Genomic DNA, 19,700 nt, shown 5'->3' with positions numbered 1-19,700 from the left:
AGGCCCCGCTGCTGCAGCTCGGCCTTCATGGTTCGAGACGGCGCTACGCGCCTCCTCACCATGAGGGTTGAACGCCTACGCCGCGTCAGCCGCCATCCGCGCCTTGACGATCTTGTCGGGGTTCTGCACGGGCTCGCCACGCTTGATCTTGTCGACGTTCTCCATGCCCTCGGTGACCTTGCCCCACACCGTGTACTGGTTGTCGAGGAAGCGGGCATCGTCGAAGCAGATGAAGAACTGGCTATCGCCGGAATCCGGGCTGGCGGCGCGCGCCATCGAGGTGGTGCCGCGCACATGCGGCTCCTTGTTGAACTCGGCCTTCAGCTTCTGGCCGGAGCCGCCGGTGCCGGTGCCCTGGGGGCAGCCGGTCTGCGCCATGAAGCCGTCGATCACGCGATGAAACACGATGCCGTCGTAGAAGCCTTCGCGCACGAGTTCCTTGATGCGCGCGACGTGGCCGGGCGCCAGATCAGGCCGCATCTCGATGGTGACGGGGCCCTGCGTGGTCTCGAGGATCAGTGTGTTTTCGGTGGCGCTCATGCTCGTCTCTCTTGGGTTGGGGGTAAAGTCCTGTCAGGTGAAGATTTGCGGTTGCGAAACTGGATCGCGAACGGACGCCCCGCAGCGGCGCCGGCCATCGCATCGGTAAATGGCATCGGCGTGCAGCGTTGCAATGCCTCCATCACCGCGACCCGGTATTGCAGCCGGTCATTGTCGGAAGCCTCCGCGGATTCATAGGTAATCCTCGGATGGCCCAGAATGTTTCCAGCCCGGTTGAAGCTCACCACGACGGTGATGTCGATCGGGCGGGCCCTGGCGGCGGGCGGCGGCTTCCAGCAGGTGCGCAAATGCCGGAAGATGTCCTGGATGGTGTTGACCTGTGCGTCCTCGGCGACCGCGCCCGGGACGCCGAGCAGCAGCACCGCGGCAACCAGCAGGAGCTTGCCACCGCAGCGCGCCATCGCCGCTCCTACTTGATGTCGGAAGCGACCTGCACCTTCACCATCTTGTCGGGGTCGGTGACGGTGCCGCCGCTCGATCCGGGAGGCGCCTTCTTCAGCTTGTCGACGACGTCCATGCCCTGCACGACCTCGCCGATCACGGTGTACTGGTTGTCGAGGCTGCCGCCGTCGGCAAACATGATGAAGAACTGCGAATTGGCGGTGTCGACGCTGTCGCCGCGCCGGGCCATGCCGACGATGCCGCGCGCAAAATGCACCTTCGAGAATTCCTGCTTCAGGTTCGGATATTTCGAGCCGCCGGTGCCATTGAAGTTCTGACCGTCGCCGGTCTGCGCCATGAAGCCATCCATGACGCGGTGGAACGGCACGTTGTTGTAAAAACCCTCGCGCGCGAGCTGCTTGATGCGCTCGGCGTGCTGGGGCGCAAGGTCCGGCCGGAGCTTGATGACGATGCGGCCCTTGGTGGAGTCGATGACGATGGCGTTGGCCTTGTCGAGGCCGGCCGGCAAGGCTTGCGCGAAGGCCGGCACCGCGAACAGAACCGCGGCAAGAACTGCGAGAATTCGGATCATGACAACTCCGGATCAGAGATGAGAAAGGAAACCCGCCGTTATCAGGCGAATTTTGCCTTGAGCTGGGCCGCAACCAGCGGCGGAACGAAGGCCGAGACATCCCCGCCCATGGCAGCGATCTGGCGCACCAAAGTGGCGGTGATCGGGCGGACCATGGGAGAGGCCGGCAGGAAGATCGTATGCACCTCGGGCGCCATGGCCTCGTTCATGCCGGCGAGCTGCATCTCGTAGTCGAGGTCGGTGCCGTCGCGCAGGCCCCGAATCATGATCGTGGCACCGTGCTTGCGCGCCGAGGTCACCGACAGATCGTCAAACGTCACGGCCTCGAGCACGCAGCCGGCCTGGGCGGCCACCGGCCCGCAGACGTCATGGAGCATCTTCAGCCGCTCCTCGGTCGAGAACAGAGGCTTCTTGCCGGGGTGCACCCCGATCGCGACAACAAGCCTGTCGCACAGCGACACGCTGTGCCGGACCACGTCCAGATGGCCGTTGGTGATGGGGTCGAAGGAACCTGGATAGAAGGCAATGCGCGGCATGGCCACGTCCTACCGCGCCCTGCCCGGCCCGGCAAGCCGGTCGAGTTCCCTGGCGGTTTTTCCGCAGAAGCGTGTCGGAATGCGCCGAATTGTTTCGTCCTGAGGGCGGCCACGACACAAAACGGAGCGCGAACGAAACCATTTCCCGCGTTCGCGAAGACGTCCGGAAACTGGCCATGGTTACTAATCCAGCCAACGAACGACGGGCCGCACACTGGGCGTAGCGGCCGCATCACAGGGGACTGTCATGATCAAGGCTCTTTCGGCGATCGCCATTTCTGCGTGTGTTGCTGCCACCCTCACGCTCCTGCCCGGCTTCGCCCCCACCGTCGAGGCGAGCGTGCCGCAGCCGCTTGCCAAGAGCGACCGGCTCGATATCCGCACCGTCGGCAAGGACTGCTCGCAGCAGGCCTGGCCGAATTTCGAAGCGTCCTGCCTCCGCCAGGCCGGCACCAAAGCCAACATCCGCGAGGCTCGCCTTGTGACTGCCAACCGTACTCCGTAGTGGGGGTCTGTCAGTTTCGCGTCAGCTAACTCTCAAGATAAACCCCAAAGATATACCCCATGGATATTTGCGACGTCCCGTCGCACACTGCCTGATGCTCGCGCCCGTCGGAATGACCCGTCGGGCGCGATCCCATCGGGGGGTCGCCATTGTCCAGTACGCCTGCAGTCGCCTCCGGCCATCAACCTGATCCACTGCCGATTGCCATGACCATGGGCGCCCTCGGGGTGGTCTATGGCGATATCGGCACCAGCCCCCTCTACGCCCTGAAGGAAGCCGCCAAGGCCGCCGCCCACGGCGGCACTTTGACGAACGATGCCGTTCTGGGCGTCGCCTCGCTGATCCTCTGGGCGCTGTTGCTGATCATCTCACTGAAATATGCGCTGTTGATTCTGCGTGCGGATAACCGCGGCGAAGGCGGCATCGTCGCGCTGCTGGCCTTGCTGCATGCCCGCAACGCTCAACCCGGTACCTGGCGCGCGCATTTGCTGGTCGTCGGCCTCGTCGGCGCCGCGCTACTGTACGGGGACGGCGCGATCACGCCGGCCATCTCCGTGCTCTCAGCCATCGAAGGTCTGAAGGTCGACGCACCCTCGCTCGCGCCGGCGGTTGTGCCCGTGACCGTCGTCATCCTGATCGGACTGTTCATGATGCAGAAGCAGGGCACCGGCTTCATCGGCCGCATCTTCGGACCGGTGATGCTGGCCTGGTTCTTCGTGCTGGCAGCGCTCGGCATCCACGGCATCGTCAAGGCGCCGGCGGTGCTGGCGGCGCTCAGCCCGCTCTATGCGTTCGACTTCCTGATCCATCAGGATTTTCATGTCTCCTTCGCGATCCTGGGGGCCGCCTTCCTCGCGGTGACCGGCGGCGAAGCCATGTACGCCGACATGGGGCATTTCGGCCGCCTGCCGATCCGGCTGGCCTGGTTCGCGATCTGCCTGCCTGCGCTCGTGCTGAACTATTTCGGCCAGGCCGCGCTGCTGATCACCGATCCCACCATGATCGAAAATCCGTTCTTCCAGCTCTGCCCTGACGCCCTGCATTATCCGCTGGTCGCGTTCTCGGCGGTCGCGACCGTGATCGCCTCGCAAGCCATCATCTCCGGCGTGTTCTCGTTGACGCAGCAGTCGATCCAGCTCGGCTTCCTGCCGCGCATGCAGATCCGTCACACCACGAGCGACGCGATCGGCCAGATCTACGTGCCGTTGGTGAACTGGCTGCTCGCCGCCGCAACGCTCGGCGCCGTGCTGAGTTTCGGCAGCTCGGAGGCGCTGGCCGGCGCCTACGGCATCGCGGTGTCGCTATTGATGGCGATCACCACGCTGCTCGCCGCCCTGGTCGCGATCCAGTGGGGCTATTCACCGTGGCTCGTGGTTGCCGTGAACGGCTTCTTCTTCGTGATCGATTTGATCTTCTTCTCGGCCAATTCGATCAAGCTGTTCGAGGGCGGCTGGTTTCCGCTGATGCTGGCGGGCTTCGTCGCCTTCCTGATGCTGACCTGGCGCAGCGGCGTGAAGCTCGTCGAAGCCGCACGCGCGAAGCTGCGCCAGCCCGAGGAGGATCTGATCGAGACCGCGGTCAACCAGTGCAGCGCCAGACTCCCCGGCACCGCCGTGTTCCTGGCCTCGGCGCCGCGCGGCGTGCCGCTGGCACTGACCCAGTTCGTCAAGCACAACCACGTGCTGCACGAGCGCATCGTCCTGGTCACCGTGCTGATCGAGGAGCTTCCTCACATCGCCGACGAAGACCGCATCGAGGTGATCGAGATCATTCCCGGCATTACCCGCGTCGTTCTGCATTACGGCTTCATGCAGAACCCGACGATTTACGAAGGGCTGACCTTCGCCTGCCGCCACGGCAAGCTGCCCGGCATCGACCTCTCCGACATCACCTATTACGTCGGCCGCGAGACAATCATCCCGCGCGAGGACGTGCCGGGCATGTGGGTCTGGCGCGAAACCGTGTTCGCCTTCCTGCAACGCAACGCCGAACGCTCCGCCGCGTTCTTCGGCGTACCTACCAAGCAGGTGGTGGAATTCGGCACGGAGCTGGAGATTTAGCTGGTCAGTGCAGTATCCGGATCGAGCACAACTCAATCCGGGACAGCCGTCCGAATGAAGAACCCGGATTTCGCTTGCGCTCCATCCGGGCTACGGGGTGACGCATCACTCCCCGTTCGACTCCCCATTCGCCCCGTTTCCGCTCTCGGCCTCTTCCGTGATGTGCTCGACCGAGACGACGTGTTCGTCCTCCGCGGTGTCGAACACGATCACGCCCTGGGTCGAGCGGCCGGCGACGCGGATGCCTTCGACCGGGCAGCGGATCAGCTGGCCCTTGTCGGTTACCAGCATGATTTGATCAGCATCCTCCACGGGGAACGACGCAACGAGGTTGCCGTTGCGGTTGTTGACGCTCATGGCGACGATGCCTTTGCCGCCGCGGCCCGTGGTGCGGTACTCGTAGGACGACGTCCGCTTGCCGTAACCGTTGACGGACACTGTCAGCACGACCTGCTCCTGCGCTGACATCTCGACGTAACGCTCCTGGGCGAGTTGGAAGCTGCCGGAGGTCTCCTCGGCCTCGGCGTCCGCCGCCGGCTCCTCGGCCGCAGCTTCGCCGGCGACCGCACGACGCATCTTCAGGTACGCCGAGCGCTCATCGGACGTCGTCTCGACGTGGCGCAGGATCGCCAGCGAGATCACCTTGTCGCCCTCGGCAAGCGCAATGCCGCGCACGCCCATCGAGGTGCGGCCGGTGAACACGCGCACGTCGGTCACGGGGAAGCGGATGCACTGGCCGCCGGCGCCGGTCAAAAGCACGTCGTCGTGCTCGGTGCAGATCTGCACGTCGACGATCGCTTCGTTGTCGTCGAGCTTCATCGCGATGATGCCGGAGCGGCGGACATCGACGAAGTCGGACAGCTTGTTGCGCCGGACGTTGCCGCCTGTCGTGGCGAACATCACGTCGAGATTGCCCCAGGTGGACTCGTCCTCCGGCAGCGGCATGATGGTGGTGATGCGCTCGCCCTGCTCCAGCGGCAGGATGTTGATCAGCGCCTTGCCGCGCGCATTCGGCGCGGCCATCGGCAGGCGCCAGACTTTGATCTTGTAGACCTGTCCGCGCGAGGAGAAGAACAGCATCGGCGTATGGGTGGACGCCACGAACAGCCGGCTGACAAAATCCTCATCGCGGGTCTGCATGCCGGCGCGGCCCTTGCCGCCGCGGCGCTGGGCCCGGTAGGCCGACAGCGGCACGCGCTTGACGTAGCCGGCGTGCGAGACGGTGACGACCATGTCCTCGCGCTGGATCAGGTCCTCGTCCTCGACCTCACCTTCCTGCTCGATGATGACGGTGCGGCGCGGGGTTGCGAACTCGGCCTTTACTTCGGCGAGCTCGGACTTGATGATGCCCAGCACGCGGTCGCGCGAGCGCAGGATGTCGAGATAGTCGGCGATCTCGCCGGCGAGCTTGTCGAGCTCCTCGCGGATTTCGTCGCGGCCGAGTGCGGTGAGGCGTTGCAGGCGCAGATCGAGAATGGCCCTCGCCTGCTCCATCGACAGCCGGATCGTGCCGTTCTCGCTGATGCGGTGGCGCGGATCGTCGATCAGCGTCAGCATGTCCTCGACGTCCCGGGCCGGCCAGTCGCGCGACATCAGGGTGTCGCGGGCGGTGGTCGGGTCGGGCGAGGTCCGGATGACGCGGATCATCTCGTCGATATTGGCGACTGCGATGGCGAGACCGACCAAAACATGGGCGCGATCTCGGGCCTTGGCGAGCAGGAACTTGGTGCGCCGCGTGACGACCCGCTCGCGAAAGTCGACGAAGATCGCCAGCAGGTCCTTCAGGTGCATGACCCGTGGACGGCCGCTGTCGAGCGCCACCATGTTGACGCCGAAGCTCGTCTGCAGCGGCGTGAACCTGTAGAGCTGATTGAGCACCACGTCCGGCACGGCGTCGCGCTTCAATTCGATGACGACGCGGTAGCCGTCGCGATCGGATTCATCGCGCAGGTCGCCGATGCCCTCGATCTTCTTTTCCTTGACCAGCTCGGCGATGCGCTCGACCATCGTCGCCTTGTTCACCTGGTAGGGAATCTCGGTGATGATGATCGCCTCGCGCTCCTTGCGGATGGTCTCGATCGCGACCTTGCCGCGCATCATGACCGAGCCGCGGCCGAGGTGATAGGCGGCGCGGATGCCCTGCCGTCCGAGGATGACGCCGCCGGTCGGGAAGTCCGGTCCCGGCACGATGTTGATGAGCTCGTCGATGGTGAGCGCGGGGTTGTCGATCAGCGCGACGCAGGCGTCGATGACCTCGCCGAGATTGTGCGGCGGGATGTTGGTCGCCATGCCGACCGCGATGCCGCCGGCGCCGTTGACGAGAAGGTTCGGGAACTTGGCTGGCAAGACCGACGGTTCGGTCTCGTTGTTGTCGTAGTTCGGCTGGAAGTCGACCGTGTCCTTGTCGATGTCGGCCAGCAGAGCCAGCGCCGCCTTCGTCAATCGGGCTTCGGTATAACGATAGGCAGCCGGGGGATCGCCGTCGACCGAGCCGAAATTGCCCTGGCCGTCGATCAGCGGCACGCGCATGGAGAAGTCCTGCGCCATCCGGACCATGGCGTCGTAGATCGACTGGTCGCCATGCGGATGATATTTACCGATGACGTCACCGACCACGCGGGCGGACTTGACGTACTTCTTGTCCGGCGTGTGCCCCTGCTCGTTCATCGAGTACAGGATGCGGCGATGCACCGGCTTCAGGCCATCGCGGGCGTCAGGCAGCGCCCGCGCCACGATCACGCTCATGGCGTAGTCGAGATAGGACTTCTTCATCTCCTCGAAGATGGAGACGGGGCGAATATCCGAGGGTTGCGCCGGCTGGTCGCCGGGCTTGTCGTCGTCGTCAGCCAAGGGGAAATCCGGTGAGGTTTTATCTGGGAATCATATAGCGCATCGAGCCTCTGATAACCACCCTCGCGGCGTTCTGGGAAGCGCTTTTTCCGCCTATTTTTCCAACAACTTAAGCCCTTGCGAGCGGTGTCTCGGACAGCACTCGCATCGGCCTTGCAAAATCGCCGCTCACGCGTGGAAAACCGCGCGGTGAGCTTGCCGCGTCGGCGCGTTTGCCAAGCCGCAATCCGAGCTCACCCCAAACATGAAGCGGGCCCGGAAATGCCGAGCCCGTCCTGTCGATTAGTGGGATGTTCTGACATGAGATGAGAAGCGCCGCCCATCCGGCCAGCGCGTCCGCATCAGGCGCCGCGTTCTTGGAGCGGAATCGCTCAGAACGGGATATCGTCGTCCATGTCGCTGTTGCGGCCACCGCCGCCGGCGGCAACAGGGCGCCGCGGCGCGCTGCTGACCGGACCGGAGGAGCCGAAATCGCCGCCCGGCTCGTCGCCGAAGCTGCCGCCTCCGCCACCGCCGCTACGACCGTCCAGCATCGTCAACGTCGAGTTGAACCCCTGGAGCACGACTTCGGTCGAGTACTTTTCGACACCGCTCTGGTCGGTCCATTTGCGGGTCTGGAGCGCACCCTCGACGTAAATCTTGGCGCCCTTCTTCAGATACTGTTCGGCGACCTTGCAGAGCCCTTCATTGAAGATCACGACGCGGTGCCACTCGGTCTTTTCCTTGCGCTCGCCAGTCGCCTTGTCGCGCCACGTCTCCGAGGTCGCGACGCTCAGATTGGCGATCGGCCGCCCGTCCTGGGTGCGGCGGATTTCAGGATCCTTGCCGAGATTTCCAACCAGAATGACCTTGTTGACGCTTCCCGCCATCTCCGCTCTCCGCTCCGAATGCCACTGAATTCAAGAAGGCCGGTCCGCTCCCGCGTTCCGCCGTGCCTGTTGAGGCGACCCTATACGCTCGCCGAACACTTGCGGACGACGATCAGGCCGTCACCCCTCCGGTTATCCCCACATATAGCATCGACCTCCGGTTCGTTCCAGATTTGTTCTTGGCGAAGACAGATCTGAAGGCGTGGGATCGATCGGCCACATGTGTTGCGGAAAGGCACACGTCGATTGGAACCTTTGTAGGTTCCCAAAAATGGAAGAAAGAACTTAACATTCAGCAAGTTATGGGTACTCGCACTGCCCCGGTCTTGTTGCATTTGGGAGACGGACTCTGCCGCTCCGTAGAGCTACGGTTGCCTCGGACTTAGTTCATATGGGCCCTCGCGCCTGATCAGCCGCTTCGGGGAAATAAGAAGCGGACGAAACCTGGGGAGACTGGCAATGAATAAGCTTCTTATTTGTGCAATCGGTGCAGTGGCGATGGGCTTGTCGGCTCCCGCAAGCGCGGCGGACATGGCCGCGCGTCCCTACACCAAAGCCCCGCCGCCGGCGGTTGCCGCCATCTACGACTGGAGCGGCTTCTACATCGGCATCAACGGCGGCGGTGGCTCCAGCCACAAGTGCTGGGACTTCGTCACGCCCGCGACCGGCGTTCTCGTCGGCGAAGGCTGTCACAATGCAACAGGGGGCACCGTCGGCGGCCAGATCGGCTATCGCTGGCAGTCCGCCAATTGGGTGTTCGGTCTGGAAGGCCAGGGCAACTGGGCTGACTTCCGGGGCGACAACGTGAGCACCCTCTTCCCTGGTACCGCTTTGGTGACGGGTGATCGCAACCGTTCCCGCATCGACGCTTTCGGTCTCATCACCGGTCAGGTCGGTTACGCCTGGAACAACGTGCTGCTTTACGTGAAGGGCGGCGCCGCCGTCGTCGGTGACAAGTACGACATCTACGCTGCTGCGGGTACGCCCGGCGCGGGCGCGCTGCTGGCTTCGGCCCGGGAGACTCGCTGGGGTGGCACGGTCGGGGCCGGTCTGGAATTCGGCTTCGCCCCGAACTGGTCGCTGGGCTTTGAGTACGACCACATCTTCCTTGGCGATCGCACGATCGGCTTCACAACGCCCGCGGGTGCGGTATTCGGCAGTGACCGGATTCGCCAGGACGTAGACATGGGCCTGGTGCGCTTGAACTATCGCTGGGGCGGTCCGGCCATCGCAAGGTACTGATCGCGCTGGACATATCGCACTTCGAAGGCCGGCCTTGCGCCGGCCTTTTGCTGTGCAGTTCTCCAATATTAATCGGTCAATAACCGTTCCGTTTTCCGACCGTTGTTGCTTTTGAGTGACACAACTTGCGGCTTCACTGGTGTAAGTACGGCATCAGTTGGGCAAGTGAGTCCGATGCCCTCCCTATCGTGGAAGGCACAATCAGAAACTGGGACTGGGATTAGTTGAAAATGAAAAAGGTTTTGTTGGCTTCGGCCTGTTTGTTCGCTCTCGCCGCCCCGGCTTCGGCCGCTGATCTCGCGGCGCGCCCCTACACCAAGGCCCCGGTGGCCATGGCTTCGGTCTACAACTGGACCGGCTTCTACCTCGGTATCGTCGGTGGCGGCGCTTGGGAAAATTCCTCGACCGACCCGAAGATGAAGGGCGGCTTCGTCGGCGGTACTGCCGGCTACAACTGGCAGACCGGCAATGTCGTGCTCGGCGTCGAGGCCGATGGTTCCTGGGCTGATGTCAGCGCGTCGGTCACCGGCCCCGTTGCCGTCCCCGGCTTCGGCCTCGTCAGCACCACCCTCAGCTCCAAAACCGATGCGATGGGAACCGTGCGCGGCCGCATCGGCTACGCCGTCAACAACGTCCTGTTTTACGGCACCGGTGGTTACGCCTGGATCGACAACAAGCTCAGCGTCAGCGCGCTCGGCGTGACCGTTTCCGACAGCAAGTGGCACTCCGGCTGGACCGTCGGTGCGGGCGTCGAAGCGTTCTTCGCTCCGCAGTGGTCGGTCAAGGGCGAGTACCTCTTTCGCAGCCTCGGCGGCGAGACCTACTTCTCGGGCGCCCTGCCCTCCGGCACGCTCGAGTTTCACACCGTGCAGGTCGGCGTGAACTATCACTTCGGGGGCCCGGTGGTCGCCAAGTACTGAGTTCAGTACTTAGCCCCAACGCCATCCGCGTTACGAAAGGCCGGCCTTGTGCCGGCCTTTTTGTTTTGTCGGGCACGTTGCCGCGCAGTTCCACCCTGCTCCTGCCAGATGCCGCCAGTGCGCCAACAATCCGTTGACGATTCGCAAGTCCCACTGGAAATCCGTCTCCGTTCTTCCTACGTTCGCTGACAACCCCATCGGCGCCGATCCCGGTTCCGGGCGAAGCGCGCCTTTTTTGTTGGCGCGATCGCGCGCCTTTGGGATTCCTTGAGGGCAACCCGGATGGATGAAGTGATCAAGGCGAAGCGCCAACAGCAGAACGTGGGATCAAACCTGCGCGCAATTACCATCCGTGGCGCGCGCGAGCACAATCTCAAGAACGTCGATGTCGAGATTCCCCGCGACAAGCTGGTGGTGTTCACGGGGCTGTCGGGCTCCGGCAAATCCTCGCTCGCGTTCGACACCATCTACGCCGAAGGCCAGCGCCGCTACGTCGAATCGCTGTCTGCCTACGCCCGCCAGTTCCTGGAGATGATGCAGAAGCCCGACGTCGACCAGATCGACGGCCTGTCGCCGGCGATCTCGATCGAGCAGAAGACGACGTCGAAGAACCCGCGCTCCACCGTCGGCACGGTGACCGAAATCTACGACTACATGCGCCTGCTGTGGGCGCGCGTCGGCGTGCCCTATTCGCCCGCCACCGGCCTGCCGATCGAGAGCCAGATCGTCTCGCAGATGGTCGATCGCGTGCTGGCGCTGCCCGAGGGCTCGCGCCTCTATCTGCTCGCGCCGGTCGTGCGCGGCCGCAAGGGCGAGTACCGCAAAGAGCTTGCCGAATGGCTCAAGAAGGGCTTTCAGCGCGTCAAGATCGACGGCGCCTTCCACGAGCTCGCCGAAGCCCCTGTTCTCGACAAGAAATTCCCGCACGACATCGACGTCGTCGTCGATCGCATCGTGGTGCGCCCCGACATCGGCCAGCGCCTCGCCGAAAGTTTCGAGACCGCGCTGAAACTTGCCGAGGGCCTCGCCGTCATCGAATTCGCGGATGCGCCGGCTGCGGCAGCACCCGCGGAAGAGAAGAAGAAGACCGCAAAGATCCACGACAAGAGCGGACCCGAGCGCATGCTGTTCTCGGAAAAGTTCGCCTGCCCGGTGTCCGGCTTCACCATCCCCGAGATCGAGCCCCGGCTGTTCTCGTTCAACAACCCCTATGGCGCCTGTCCCGCGTGCGGCGGCCTCGGCGTCGAGCAGCATGTCGACGAAGACCTCGTCATTCCCGACAAGGAGCTCGCCATTGGCAAGGGCGCGATCGCGCCCTGGGCCAAGTCTTCGTCGCCCTATTACATTCAGACGCTGACTGCGCTCGGCAAGCACTACAAGTTCACGCTGACCACCAAATGGAAGGATCTGCCCAAGAAGACGCAGAACGCGATCCTCCATGGCTCCGGCGAGGACGAGATCAAGTTCTCCTACGAGGACGGCGTCCGCTCCTACGACACCAAGAAGCCGTTCGAGGGCGTCATCACCAACATCAACCGCCGCTATCGCGAGACCGAGAGCGAGTGGGCGCGCGAGGAGCTGGCGAAGTATTTCCACGACGTACCCTGCGAGGCGTGCCACGGTTTTCGGCTCAAGCCCGAGGCGCTCTGCGTCAAGATCGGCGGCAAGCATATCGGCGACATCTCCGAGATGTCGGTGAAGGGCGCCGGCGCGTGGTTCGAGACCGTGCCGGAGGCGCTGAACACTCAGCAGAACGAGATCGCCGGCCGCATCCTCAAGGAGATCCGCGAGCGCCTTACCTTCCTGCTCGATGTCGGCCTCAACTACCTCACACTCTCCCGCTCCTCCGGCACGCTGTCCGGCGGCGAGAGCCAGCGCATCCGGCTGGCTTCGCAGATCGGCTCGGGCCTGACAGGCGTGCTCTACGTGCTCGACGAGCCCTCGATCGGCTTGCACCAGCGCGACAACGCGCGCCTGCTCGACACGCTCAAGAGACTTCGTGACCTCGGCAACACCGTGATCGTGGTCGAGCACGACGAGGACGCGATCCTGCTCGCCGACCACGTGCTCGACATCGGCCCCGGCGCCGGCATGCATGGCGGCAACATCATCGCCGAAGGCACGCCCGCCGAGATCATGCGCAACCCCAACTCGCTGACGGGCAAATATCTCACCGGCGAGCTCGAGGTCGAGGTGCCCGAGCGGCGCCCGCCGAACCATCGCCGCACCATCAAGGTGGTCAACGCGCGCGGCAATAACCTCAAGAACGTTACGGCCGAAATTCCGCTCGGCCTGTTCACCTGCGTCACCGGCGTCTCCGGCGGCGGCAAGTCGACGCTGCTGATCGACACGCTCTACAAGGCGATCGCCCGCAAGCTGAACAATGCCAGCGAAGGCGCCGCGCCGCACGACCGCATCGAGGGCCTCGAGCACATCGACAAGATCATCGACATCGACCAGTCGCCGATCGGTCGCACGCCGCGCTCCAACCCCGCGACCTATACCGGTGCCTTCACGCCGATCCGCGAATGGTTCGCCGGCCTGCCCGAGTCGAAAGCGCGCGGCTACGAGCCCGGCCGGTTCTCCTTCAACGTCAAGGGCGGCCGCTGCGAGGCCTGCCAGGGCGACGGCGTCATCAAGATCGAGATGCACTTCTTGCCCGACGTCTACGTCACCTGCGACGTCTGCAAGGGCAAGCGCTACAACCGCGAGACGCTGGAGGTCCTATTCAAGGGCAAGAGCATCGCCGACGTGCTCGACATGACCGTCGAGGAAGCGGCCGAGTTCTTCAAGGCGGTCCCACGTGTACGCGAGACGTTCCAGACGCTGCATCGCGTCGGCCTCGACTACATCCATGTCGGCCAGCAGGCCACGACGCTCTCGGGCGGCGAAGCCCAGCGCGTCAAGCTCGCAAAAGAGCTGTCAAAGCGCGCCACCGGCCGCACGCTCTACATCCTGGACGAGCCGACCACCGGGTTGCATTTCCACGACGTCAAGAAGCTGTTGGAGGTGCTGCACGAGCTGGTCGCGCAGGGCAACACGGTCGTCGTCATCGAGCACAATCTCGAAGTGATCAAGACCGCCGACTGGGTCATCGACCTCGGCCCCGAAGGCGGCGATGGCGGCGGCGAGATCGTCGCCTGGGGCCCGCCAGAGGACATCGCAAAAGCGCCGCGGAGCTATACGGGGAAGTTCCTGGCGCCGGTGCTGGCGAAGGCTCGGAAGCCGAAGCGGAGACGCGCGGCGAGCGAGGCGGCCGAGTAGGTTACGCCGCGGGAGCGGCCGACACATTGTCTGAGGGAGACTGAGTTTGCCTGCCGGACTTGTGCAAACCTATCGTGCGTTCGCCCACAATAATGCTTGGGCAAACCACCGGCTGCTCACCGCTTGCGCGGCGCTGTCTCAGGCCGACTTCGAAGCCGAGCGGACCGGCTTCTTTCCGAGCCTGCAACGCACGCTGAACCACATCCATGTCATCGACCTCTTCTATGTCGATGCACTGGAGGGCGGATGGTTGGGACCGGCAGCTTGGAAGAACGACGTGCCGCACCTTTCCCTTGCTGCGCTGAAGCCTGCGCAAGCCGCGATCGACAAGCGCTTGATCGCCATGTGCGATGCACTGACGCCCGAGATTCTCAACGGCATTGTGCGGATCAACCGCGACACGCGGGTCCAGGCCGAACGCCGCGACCGACTGCTCATGCATCTGCTCCAGCATCAAATTCATCACCGCGGACAAGCGCACGCCATGCTGTCCGAAACGAGCGTCGCGCCGCCTCAGCTTGACGAGTTCTTCGCCGAGGGAGAGGCGCCGCTCAGGGCCACCGAATTCGACCAACTCGGATGGACCGAGGAAACCGTGTGGAAAGCCTAGCGGTGTAGCTTCGTCTCCATGCCCTACTCCCTCGCCATCTTTGATCTCGACGGCACGCTGACCGACAGCTTTCCGTGGTTCCTGCGCACCATCAACGACGTCGCCGATCGCTTCGGCTTCCGCCGCGTCGCGGACGAGGATATCGAGGGGCTGCGGCATGCTTCTTCGCGGGAGATTCTGAGCCGGCTCGAGGTGCCGCTGTGGAAGCTGCCGGCGATCGCGCGGCATGCGCGGCGACTGAAGGCGGAGGCTGCAGCGGAGATTTCGCTGTTTGCGGGGGTCGAGACAATGCTGCGGACGCTGGCGGAGGGTGGCGTGCAGCTCGCGATGGTGACGTCGGACAGCGAAGCCAATGCGCGCGAGAAGCTCGGCGATTGCGCGACGCTGTTCGCCCATTTCGATTGCGCGGCCTCGCTTTTCGGCAAGCCCGCGAAGTTCCGACGGGTCATCCGCCGCGCCGGCGTGGAGCCGGGCAAGGTCATCTCGATCGGCGACGAAGTGCGCGACATCGAGGCGGCGCGGACAGTGGGAATTGCCTGCGGAGCGGTGGGCTGGGGTTATGCGGCGCCGGCGGCGCTGCGGGCGATGGCGCCGGATCACATGTTTGATCAGATGGATGAGATTGTATGGACGCTGTGCCCCGGTGCCGTAGCCCGGATGAGCGAAGCGATATCCGGGAACGCCGGTGGATGAGGAGAGCCCCGTCCCGCATGTCGCTCCGCTCACGCGGGCTACACGCCCCTACTCCGTCCTGCGCAAGAATGCCCCAAACGCGCGCGGGCCGTCGCCGGTCTTGACCTCGCCGATCAGCTTCAGCTCGACCGCATCGATGATATCGAGCGTGTTGCTTTCCCAGCAGGCGACGATAATGCGCTTGCCGTCGGCAGTCGCGGCAATGCCTTCGGGATAATCGCCGACATTGATGCGCTTGAGCGGCTTCAAGGTCACCAGATCGAACACGCTGACAGTGCCGCCATACTGATCGGTGACGAAGCCGCGGCCCTGCGCCAGCGCCACCGCATAAGGGCGCATCCCGACCTGCACGCGGCCGGTCTCAGCCCCAGTGGCGATGTCGATCACGGAGACGTCGTTGGAGCCGACATTGGCGGTGTAGGCGCGCTTGCCCTCGGCATCGATGGTGACGCCGAACGGACGGGTGCCGACCTTGATGGTCGTCGTGCGCTGGCGCGTCGCGGTGTCGACCACCGACACACTGTCGTCGTCGCGGTCGGCCGAGAGCAGCAGCTTGCCATCCGGCGTTACCGCGAGCCCCGATGGCGAGGCGCCGACCGCAATGCTGGCCGTGACGCTGCGCGAGGCCGCGTCGATCACCCGCACCGCCGCCGCATACCAGTCCGCGACATAGACGGTGCGGCCATCCGGCGCGACGGCAATGCCGAGCGGCCCGCCGCCGACCTCGATCCGCGCCGCAACCTGCCGCGTTGCTGCGTCCACCACCGTCACGGCTTTGGCATCCGGGCTCGTGACATAGGCAAAACGTCCGTCCGCGCTGACGGCGACGCCGGCCGGCTTGCCGCCGATCGGGATGGTCGCGACGCTGCGCGCCGTGGCGAGGTCCACGACCATCAGATCGTCGCTGAGCTGGTTGGTGACGAATGCCTCTTCGGCGAACACATGCGCGATGCCGGCCAGGCAAAAGCTGGCGGCGAGCGCCGCCAGGACCAGCGCCCGCACCGTCAGCTTCCGCTCTCGATCTTCTTCTTGAGTGCCTCGAGGCCCGCCTGGTACAGCCCCTTCACCGCCTTGACCGCGGCCTCGTCACTCAGCTCCGGCGGCGGCTCGTTGTTGGGAAAGCCACGATAGAACGCGCCGGCCCATTCCAGCGTCGAGCCCTTGCCGTCAGCGCTCGGCGTCACCGTCAATGTCGAGGAATAATTGGTGACCGGCAGCACCTTCACGTCCACATTGGTGATCCGGTAGGAATAGCTCATCGCGGCGGCGTCAAACTTGTAGAGCTCCTCGTCGACGGTCGCGCCTCCCGTCAGCGTCAGCTTCCGCGTCGCGCCGATCTCGTTGCCCTTCTCGCCCTCGGTCTTGGTGACAGGTGGCAGCCAGCTCATGTCCTGGAAATTGCCCATTGCGGCCCACACCTTGGCCGGGGCGGCGTTGATCTCGATGGATTCGCGCACCTTCTGACGGGTCGGCCCGTGGGCCCAGGCCGATGTCGAAACCGGGCCAAACGCCGCCGTCAAAGCCACCGCGCCCGCGGCAATCAGCACCGCGGCCAGGACCGTGCGCCGTCCAATCGTCACCCTCATCTCGTTTCCTCATACGTGTCGTTGATCATGCGCGACTTGAAGCGCGCTGGAATCATGGTAGCGCATTTTGCGGCCGCGGGGAGACCCGTTCGTGGCCGCGTTGCGGCGGGGCCCGCGCGCCCCACAACCCCTTGCCGCCCCGGCGGGCAAAACACCAATAAGCGGGTCAATCACGGCGCTTAAAAATATTTCTCTTTATCCGCATTTCGGATTATCATATAAAGAGCCAACCCGGCCGAGGGGCGGATCGCGATCGTCACGAACGCGGGATGGGACGTGGTGGACGTGGGCCACACCGGCGCGAAGGCTTCGCAGGGCGGGCAACCGTGAGCGAAAGTGTCGGGCACACGACCGGTGCAGCCTGCGTACGGCAAAATCGTGTGGTCCTGGCGCCCGGGGTCTGTGCGCCAAGTCTTGCGGTGATGCGTGCGGGCCGACCGGGCCGCAGCGTCAGCCATCCGCAAGGCGACGGGGGCAATAGTGCATCGCTCCCCGGGGAGATCACGACATAAGCCGTAAAACCACTGCGCAGGGAAGGCCGTGTGTTGGGCTTCACCTGTATGCCGCTGTGCAGCCTCTTGTAGCGCAACCTTCGCACAGTGGACCGTGGGTGCCAGCCGGCACCCGGCCTTCCCTGCGCCCTCGGCATTTTTGGGGGCTGTGATGACCGCAAAGCTCGGGCGCGATGCGCCGCGAGGAGGCGAAGATGTGTCTACGATTCAGAAGCGAGTTGGCGGAGAACAACGATGCTTCTCGCTCCCTCATTGCGAGCACAGTGAAGCAATCCAGAGTACCTCCGCGGAGAGACTCTGGATTGCTTCGTCGCAGGGCTCCTCGCGATGACGACCGAGACAGTGAGTGCCGATCACGCCGCCCGATCACTCCGCCAGCGTCGCCTCTACGAACCCGCGCGGGTCGTCACAGAACTTCCGCATCACCCGGTAATGATCGGTCTCCACCGTCGTCGGCTCCAGGCCGTATTTCCCGAGCCGGAGCAGCTGTGCGTTGGGATAGGCCATGAGCATCGGCGAATGGGTCGCCATGATGACCTGGCAGATGGGGGAATTCTCCATGCGTCGAAGCAGCTTCAGAAATTCGATCTGGCGCGCCGGCGACAACGCCGATTCAGGCGCGTCGAAGATGAAAATGCCCTGGCGCTGGCAGCGCTCCTCGAAGAAGCGCAGGAATCCTTCGCCGTGGGAATGCGACAGGAAATCGGGGCCGACCTGCCCGGCATCACGTGCGGCCTTGTCGAGATATCGCGCCACCGAGAAAAAACTCTCGGCGCGAAAAAACCAGCCATTCGTGATTTTCGGCAGCCAGCTTGCGCGCAGCGCCCTGGAGAGTTGGCCACCCATCTTCTCCCGCGCTTCGGAGTGATCGACCGGCATGTAACCCTTCCCGCCACCGGCGTCGTCGTAGCCGGCGAGCGCTGCGATCCCTTCGAGGATCGTCGACTTCCCGGTGCCATTCTCTCCGACGATGATCGTGATGGCGGCGTCGAAGTTGAGATCGAAATCATCCGGAAAGATGGGCAGGCAAAACGGATAAGCCTCGCGATCGCGAACTTGCGACGGGTCGAGCCAAACCCGTTTCAGGTAAGGCGCCGGCAGGTTGATCGTTCGGCTGCTTCTTCGACTCATGTCCGGTTTCCGATCCATTCCGTCCAATCGGGCCACTAGAACATATCCGGAACGCAACCCTCGCGAAAGCTGCATCTGAGAGACATACAGCAACAAAACCCGACACGCGTGGCGAGGGCAAACTGGAATCTGGGATTGCGGTCCGAAATCGCCTTAGAGAACGCAGCTCTGAGGCAGTCGGCAGGCATAAGGCCCGCGCCCACCTCGCGACCCCGCAATGATTGACGGACGTCCGGGACCGTAAGAGCCGCGAGGAGTGCGCGATGGTATCAACGTATTTCAGTTACAGCTACATCACGCGCAATCTCAAGCAGTCCCTGACGCGGGTCGAACAGCAACAGGACGTAGCGCGAGAGGCCGCCTATTACAAAGCCCACATCGGCAAGGTGAAGTCCGTCGACGACTTCATGAAAGACTATCGCCTTTATCGTTATGCAACGAAGGCGTATGGCCTGGAAGACATGGCCTACGCCAAGGCCTTCATGAAAAAGGTGCTGGAGAGCGACCTCTCCGACGCAAACAGCTTTATCAACAAGCTGGTCGACAAGCGTTACCGTGAGTTCGCCGCCGCGTTTTCCTTCAATGGCAGTGCCACGTCGGTGGCGCAATCGGAGAACCAGACCGACGAGATGATTGGTCTGTACACGGCGACCAGGAAAAGCCACGTCGATGCACTTGCCGGCGATTCGAATTACTACAGCGCCGAAATCGGTAACATCAGCAGTGCAGACCAGCTCCTGAACAACGACCGTCTTCGCAACTATGTCTATTCGGCGTACGGGATCGATCAAAGCAAGTGGTCGCGTGACACCATAAGCCAGGTCTTGCGCAGCGATCCATCCGATCCCAACAGCTACGTCGTCGTCCGTTAAGAAGCCGAATTGAGCGGGAGCGGACAGGCAAGCGTATGCGATAGCTGGATCAGGAAGAGGCACAAGAGTTCTCTGAGCCAGGCGAGGATACGGCGGAAGTTGTGGCCGACTGCTGAGAGCACGACGTTGGCGGCGTCGCCGGCGCGGCCTTTGAGATAGCAGCGGCCAAGGTGACCTTCGGCCTTCAGATGTCCGATGATGGGCTCGATGGCGGAGCGGCGCCGGAGCTCGCGCTTGATGGCGCCGAACACGCCGCGCTTCTGGCCCGAAATGAAGACGCGACGGGGATTTTGCGTGTCGTGGCCGCGATATCCCTTGTCGACATAGGCCCGCTCGATCGGACAGCCGGTGAGCGCCTCGGTGCGGTCGATGACGTCCCGCAGGGTATGACCGTCGTAGGGATTATCGGGCAGCGACCTGGCATGCAGTACGAACAGGCCACCGGGAGCTCGGCGATTGTTGGTGACGATGGAGGCCTTCACGCCGAACTCGTAAGGGGCTGAGGCCTTGCCTTTG

16 protein-coding genes and 2 pseudogenes are annotated in these 19,700 nt (G+C 63.8%); 8 read left to right on the top strand and 10 right to left on the bottom strand.

Annotated features, from left to right (window positions below):
- Window positions 1-75: 75 nt before the first annotated feature.
- The 4 genes from IVB36_RS14670 to coaD are packed head-to-tail and all read right to left on the bottom strand — an operon-like array spanning window position 76 to window position 2,070.
- A complete protein-coding gene (locus IVB36_RS14670) occupies window positions 76-540 on the bottom strand; it encodes a peptidylprolyl isomerase (protein ID WP_018457987.1) in 465 nt (154 codons plus the stop codon).
- Window positions 537-962 (bottom strand): hypothetical protein, encoded by a 426-nt coding sequence (locus IVB36_RS14665; RefSeq protein ID WP_247370334.1) that lies wholly within the window; start codon window positions 960-962, stop codon window positions 537-539. Before IVB36_RS14665 ends, IVB36_RS14670 begins: the two co-directional genes overlap by 4 nt.
- Window positions 963-970: 8 nt before the next feature.
- A complete protein-coding gene (locus IVB36_RS14660; RefSeq protein WP_018457989.1) occupies window positions 971-1,534 on the bottom strand; it encodes a peptidylprolyl isomerase in 564 nt (187 codons plus the stop codon).
- A gap of 41 nt (window positions 1,535-1,575) precedes the next feature.
- Entirely contained in the window at window positions 1,576-2,070 is a 495-nt protein-coding gene (gene coaD, locus IVB36_RS14655; protein WP_018457990.1) for a pantetheine-phosphate adenylyltransferase, read from the bottom strand.
- A gap of 247 nt (window positions 2,071-2,317) precedes the next feature.
- Here coaD and IVB36_RS14650 point away from each other — a divergent pair, with 247 nt between their 5' ends.
- Window positions 2,318-2,575 (top strand): hypothetical protein, encoded by a 258-nt coding sequence (locus tag IVB36_RS14650; protein ID WP_018457991.1) that lies wholly within the window; start codon window positions 2,318-2,320, stop codon window positions 2,573-2,575.
- Window positions 2,576-2,781: 206 nt separating this feature from the next.
- On the top strand, window positions 2,782-4,635 hold the full coding sequence (locus IVB36_RS14645; RefSeq protein ID WP_085353166.1) for a KUP/HAK/KT family potassium transporter: 1,854 nt from the start codon (window positions 2,782-2,784) through the stop codon (window positions 4,633-4,635).
- A gap of 105 nt (window positions 4,636-4,740) precedes the next feature.
- Here IVB36_RS14645 and gyrA read toward each other — a convergent pair whose 3' ends face one another.
- Both gyrA and IVB36_RS14635 read right to left on the bottom strand, forming a co-directional pair.
- Window positions 4,741-7,485, bottom strand: a complete 2,745-nt coding sequence (gyrA, locus tag IVB36_RS14640) for a DNA gyrase subunit A (RefSeq protein WP_085353167.1) — start codon at window positions 7,483-7,485, stop codon at window positions 4,741-4,743.
- A 371-nt stretch (window positions 7,486-7,856) separates the two neighbouring features.
- The gene (locus IVB36_RS14635; protein ID WP_007590726.1) at window positions 7,857-8,354 is read right to left on the bottom strand and encodes a single-stranded DNA-binding protein; all 498 of its coding nucleotides are present in this window, start codon (window positions 8,352-8,354) and stop codon (window positions 7,857-7,859) included.
- 459 nt (window positions 8,355-8,813) lie between these two features.
- Here IVB36_RS14635 and IVB36_RS14630 point away from each other — a divergent pair, with 459 nt between their 5' ends.
- From IVB36_RS14630 to IVB36_RS14610, 5 genes are all read left to right on the top strand, one after another.
- Window positions 8,814-9,596: an outer membrane beta-barrel protein gene (locus IVB36_RS14630; protein ID WP_026233477.1), complete on the top strand. Its 783-nt coding sequence runs from the start codon at window positions 8,814-8,816 to the stop codon at window positions 9,594-9,596.
- A gap of 230 nt (window positions 9,597-9,826) precedes the next feature.
- Window positions 9,827-10,516 carry an outer membrane protein gene (locus IVB36_RS14625; RefSeq protein WP_018457996.1) on the top strand — a complete coding sequence of 230 codons (690 nt, stop codon included), beginning with the start codon at window positions 9,827-9,829 and terminating at the stop codon, window positions 10,514-10,516.
- Window positions 10,517-10,798: 282 nt separating this feature from the next.
- A complete protein-coding gene (gene uvrA, locus IVB36_RS14620; RefSeq protein WP_018457997.1) occupies window positions 10,799-13,780 on the top strand; it encodes an excinuclease ABC subunit UvrA in 2,982 nt (993 codons plus the stop codon).
- A gap of 46 nt (window positions 13,781-13,826) precedes the next feature.
- A complete protein-coding gene (locus IVB36_RS14615; RefSeq protein ID WP_247391999.1) occupies window positions 13,827-14,390 on the top strand; it encodes a DinB family protein in 564 nt (187 codons plus the stop codon).
- Window positions 14,391-14,408: 18 nt separating this feature from the next.
- Window positions 14,409-15,083: an HAD-IA family hydrolase gene (locus IVB36_RS14610; RefSeq protein ID WP_247370329.1), complete on the top strand. Its 675-nt coding sequence runs from the start codon at window positions 14,409-14,411 to the stop codon at window positions 15,081-15,083.
- A gap of 48 nt (window positions 15,084-15,131) precedes the next feature.
- Here IVB36_RS14610 and IVB36_RS14605 read toward each other — a convergent pair whose 3' ends face one another.
- From IVB36_RS14605 to IVB36_RS14595, 3 genes are all read right to left on the bottom strand, one after another.
- Complete coding sequence (locus IVB36_RS14605) at window positions 15,132-16,085, bottom strand: cytochrome D1 domain-containing protein (protein ID WP_247370327.1); 954 nt, start codon at window positions 16,083-16,085, stop codon at window positions 15,132-15,134.
- A 2-nt stretch (window positions 16,086-16,087) separates the two neighbouring features.
- On the bottom strand, window positions 16,088-16,669 hold the full coding sequence (locus tag IVB36_RS14600; RefSeq protein ID WP_018458001.1) for an SRPBCC family protein: 582 nt from the start codon (window positions 16,667-16,669) through the stop codon (window positions 16,088-16,090).
- An 878-nt stretch (window positions 16,670-17,547) separates the two neighbouring features.
- Entirely contained in the window at window positions 17,548-18,312 is a 765-nt protein-coding gene (locus IVB36_RS14595) for an AAA family ATPase (protein ID WP_247391997.1), read from the bottom strand.
- Between the two features lie 263 nt (window positions 18,313-18,575).
- Between IVB36_RS14595 and IVB36_RS14590 the strand changes: the two are divergent.
- Window positions 18,576-19,172, top strand: a pseudogene (locus IVB36_RS14590) (DUF1217 domain-containing protein); the annotation flags it as partial.
- A gap of 8 nt (window positions 19,173-19,180) precedes the next feature.
- Here IVB36_RS14590 and IVB36_RS14585 read toward each other — a convergent pair.
- Window positions 19,181-19,700 (bottom strand): annotated as a pseudogene (locus IVB36_RS14585) (IS5/IS1182 family transposase); the annotation flags it as partial.

The sequence above is a fragment of the Bradyrhizobium sp. 35 genome (assembly GCF_023073215.1).
Lineage (GTDB): Bacteria > Pseudomonadota > Alphaproteobacteria > Rhizobiales > Xanthobacteraceae > Bradyrhizobium > Bradyrhizobium canariense_D.
Note: the sequence above shows the minus strand (reverse complement) of the source record. Positions and strands in the feature narration are given on the sequence as shown.